Annotated in this window: 2 protein-coding genes; both read left to right on the top strand. The window is 62.3% G+C overall.

The window, feature by feature from the left end; genetic code table 11:
* The first annotated feature begins 415 nt into the window (after nucleotides 1–415).
* Nucleotides 416–1921, top strand: a complete 1506-nt coding sequence (locus ABFD92_11710; protein MEN6505201.1) for a trehalase family glycosidase — start codon at nucleotides 416–418, stop codon at nucleotides 1919–1921.
* A gap of 180 nt (nucleotides 1922–2101) precedes the next feature.
* Nucleotides 2102–2767, top strand: a complete 666-nt coding sequence (locus ABFD92_11705; protein MEN6505200.1) for a hypothetical protein — start codon at nucleotides 2102–2104, stop codon at nucleotides 2765–2767.
* The last annotated feature ends 1036 nt before the right edge of the window (nucleotides 2768–3803 follow it).

The following is a 3803-nucleotide window of genomic DNA, read 5'->3' as shown; positions in this document are numbered from 1 at the left end:
CTGCCGTCGAGGATGAAGATCATGCCCCCGCCGCTGACTGCTTCGTAGCGATGTAGTGAAGACTTTCAGGGCGCTGCCCTTGATAATAAAGCACTTACGTCGCCAACTGCGGAAGTTGGGTTAGCGGCGGGGCTTGCCCCGCGCGGTTTTGGGGGCGAGGGTAACTCTTCCCGCCAAACAACGCGCGGAGCAAGCTCCGCCGCTAATACAGAGAAGAACGGTGGGTGGCAACGCGACACGCGGGACAGGCGGCCAGCAACCGCTGCTCCACTCGCGGCCCCTTGCGGCATTGGCGACGGCGGATTCGAGGTGGCCGCAGCAAACTCATTGGGGCAAAGCAGTGTATTTCCTGGGCCCGCCGGGGCCGGTACAATCGCCGCGGCTTGGGATATCCCCAAGCCCGAGGAGCGTCCGCATGAAATACAACACTCACGTGCCCAATCGTTTCGTCGAAGAGAACGCCTTCATCGGCGCTGAGCCGGAACAGACAGCCCTGCCGACGTTCGAGCAGGTCAAGGGCATCCTTCCCTCGCCGATCTGGCAGGGGCGCAGCGATGTCGTCGAGTGCTACTGGCGGGCCTGGCAACTGGCGATGGGCAACCTGCGCCAGCCGGCGCCGGGCAGCCGGTTCGTCAGCAACTTCATTGACACGGCGTTCAACGGCTGCCTGTTCATGTGGGATTCCGCATTCATTCTCATGTTCGCGCGGTACGGCTCGCGCGCGTTCAACTTCCAGCGGACGCTCGACAACTTCTACGCCCTGCAGCATCCCGACGGTTTCATCTGCCGCGAGAACAATGAAGCCGATGGCGAGGAACGCTTCGAACGATTCGACCCCTCCAGCACCGGCCCGAACATCATGGGTTGGTGCGAGTGGGAGTACTTCAATAACACCGGCGACACGGAACGGCTGGCGAAGGTCTTCGCGCCGCTGGCCGCCTATACGCAGTGGTTCCGCAAGTACCGCACGTGGCCCGATGGCAGCTTCTTCGCCTCTGGATGGGGCTGCGGCATGGACAACCAGCCGCGCCTCCCGGCCGGGTGCCACGACGCCTGGGACCATGGCCACATGGCGTGGATCGACACCACGTGCCAGCAGATTCTCGCTGACCGCCTCCTGCTGGCGATGGCCGGCGTGCTCGGCCGTGCCGGCGAACTGCCCGACGCGCAGCGGGAGCTCGACGCGCTGACGACCCTGGTGAACGAGACGATGTGGGACCAGCGGCAGGCGTTCTACGTCGACCGCCACCGCGACGGCCGGCTGTCGGACGTCAAGAGCATCGGGGCGTACTGGGCGCTGCTGGCCGGGGCGGTCCCGCCAGAGCGTGAATCCAGCTTCATCGCCCACCTGGACGACCCGCGCGAATTCCGCCGCGCCCATCGTGTACCGACGCTTTCGGCTGACCATCCTGCCTTCGACCCTGCGGGCGGATATTGGCGCGGGGCCGTCTGGGCTCCAACCAACTACATGGTTCTGCGCGGGCTGACGCGGACCGGCCGCGATGACCTGGCCCACGAAATCGGCCTCAACCACGTGAACGCTGTCGTGGACGTCTTCGGCCAGACGGGCACCGTTTTCGAGAACTACGCCCCCGATTCCGCCACCGGGTGCTGCCGGCGCGACTTCGTCGGCTGGACGGGCCTGCCGCCCATCGCGGTGCTCTTCGAGTATGTTTTTGGCCTGCGCCCGGACGTGCCAGGCAATGCACTGACGTGGGACATCCGCCTGAAGGAAGCCCACGGCGTGGACCGTTATCCGTTTGGCCCCGAGGCGCTGCTGGACCTGCACTGCGCGGCGCGAGAGAGCGAATCCCAAGAGCCGCGGATCACCGCACACGCGAGCCATCCGGTAACCCTGAAAGTCCGCTGGTCCGGCGGCGAACGAACTATCGAACTGAAACCCTCCGGCACGCCGCGATAAGCACCAAGGCCGATGTTCGTAGAACCGCGCATCGGCGGGTATGGGCGGCGGATACTGGGTTCTTGCAGATCATCCCACCGCCCGTTGGCACGGCATTCCAGTCCGCCGACCTTGAGCATCCTTGTATGCCGGGGTCCGGAATTATGGAAGACTGCGGGCCAATGCTGGTACTATTCCTGCATGATTATGCCATCGGACCCTGACTATCTGGCGACCAAGGTTATAAAGAAAAAGGGCAAGCCGCTTCCTTCTCCGTTCTGTGAGTTGGCGGCCTGGATTGCCTCCTCCTGGCACGTCCACGTGCTGAACATTCGTTATGACAAGGACATGCCAGAGGCACCTGATCGTTCCAGACTGGATGTAATATTAGAGTTCGAGAAAGACGCGAAACACTTTCGCGGCTCGGATGGCAACTTCGGCAGACTGCAACAAGAACAGGTACTTCGGCATTTTGAGCAGATAGTGAAGGAACTGAAAGATCATCGGTTTCCGACGGAACGCCTTTTTGTCATCTTTTCAGCATTTGAGAGAGTCGCAAGGATTGAAGCGAATGAACGGGTGACAGAGTGGGCCCTTGAGCGACTCAGGCAGCGGCTAGACAATCCAGAACTATGGAAGATATCTCGTCTATTCAGCAGTGCGACGTTCTTCTTCTTTACAGAGATGCAGGTCAAGAAGGCCGAAAGCAGAGGATTGAGGGAAGTGTATGCTGCTGAATATGCACGACTCGTCGAGCCGTATGATGAATTTGGCTATCTCGCAAGCAATGGCATTGCCATTGCCTTCGACTCAAAAGAGAACTTTGACACCAACTGCCACGGGAGTTGGTTCAACTACTACCGATAGAGTGTCCCATAGTCCCAACTGTTGACGGCGCCGCCGTGGCTGCGAGCCACGTCTTCTGACCTGGTGGGTCAGCGTGCCCAAACACCGGCGGCGCATCCGCTAAAAGAGCTTCTGCCGGCCTCCACGTCCCCATTCTCCGGGGCGGCCAAGCCTCCTTCACCGAGGCTACGGCGGCCAGGACCACCGGAGGTATGCCCTTCGACTGAGCTCAGGGTCAAATGCTTGATTTCCATCTGCCACAGGCCGCCAAGCCACTGAGCCAGGATCTTGCGGTGGCAGATGTGTACGTCGCTGCAGCCGCACAGGAGCACCGGGGGATTTCCCGTTGCCGGTGATCTCACGGAGGAGCGTCGCGGCGCCGGCTTCGAAGTTGACGATCTCGATGAGACCGGCTTTGTAGTTGCGGCAGCAGGTGTTGGGAACAGGGAGGGGCTTTTCTGGAATTCCGGGGGGCCGGAAGAGATTCGACACCTTGTTGTCCTGGCTACGGCCCTTCGGGGCAGTATCTAACTACGCCTGAGAGTAGTCGAACACCCTCAAGAATCCGGGGAAAAACCGCACTTTTCAGAATCGGCTGACGCCAAAACCGACGCGGCGGCTGCCGATCTGGTTGCCGCGATCCTGGCCGTCCTAGTCGAGTGCGTGAACCATGGCGGGCCAATCGGCACGGATGCCAACCCTCTGGCCGGGGCTGCTCGTCGGCTGGCTGCAAGGCTGGGCGGCGGGCACGTCGGGGGTGCCCCTGGCGGGCGTCAGGAGGGCACAGATTGAAAGACCGACCGTCAGTCCGCCTCAGGCACCGTCCGCAGAGTGTCGCCCCGTTGCGGGCCTTCTCGCGGTGTCCTGGGCGGCTGGCGGGGTCGAGGCTGCGACAACGTGCGGCAAGTGGTCGGGCTGGCGGTGGCACTGTGTTGTGCGAATCGGGACGTGCAGTCCTGAGCCTAAGCCCTCGACGGCTACCGCTCGTTGTCATGTCCTCGCCCTTTGCCGGGGTGCCTGGGGTGCAGGGGGCGGCGAGCGTCCCTGCCTCCCCGTT

The organism is Planctomycetaceae bacterium, from assembly GCA_039680605.1.
Classification (GTDB): Bacteria; Planctomycetota; Phycisphaerae; order SM23-33; family SM23-33; genus JAJFUU01.
The sequence above is the reverse complement of the archived record's forward strand: the minus strand, read 5'-3'. Positions and strand labels throughout refer to the sequence as shown.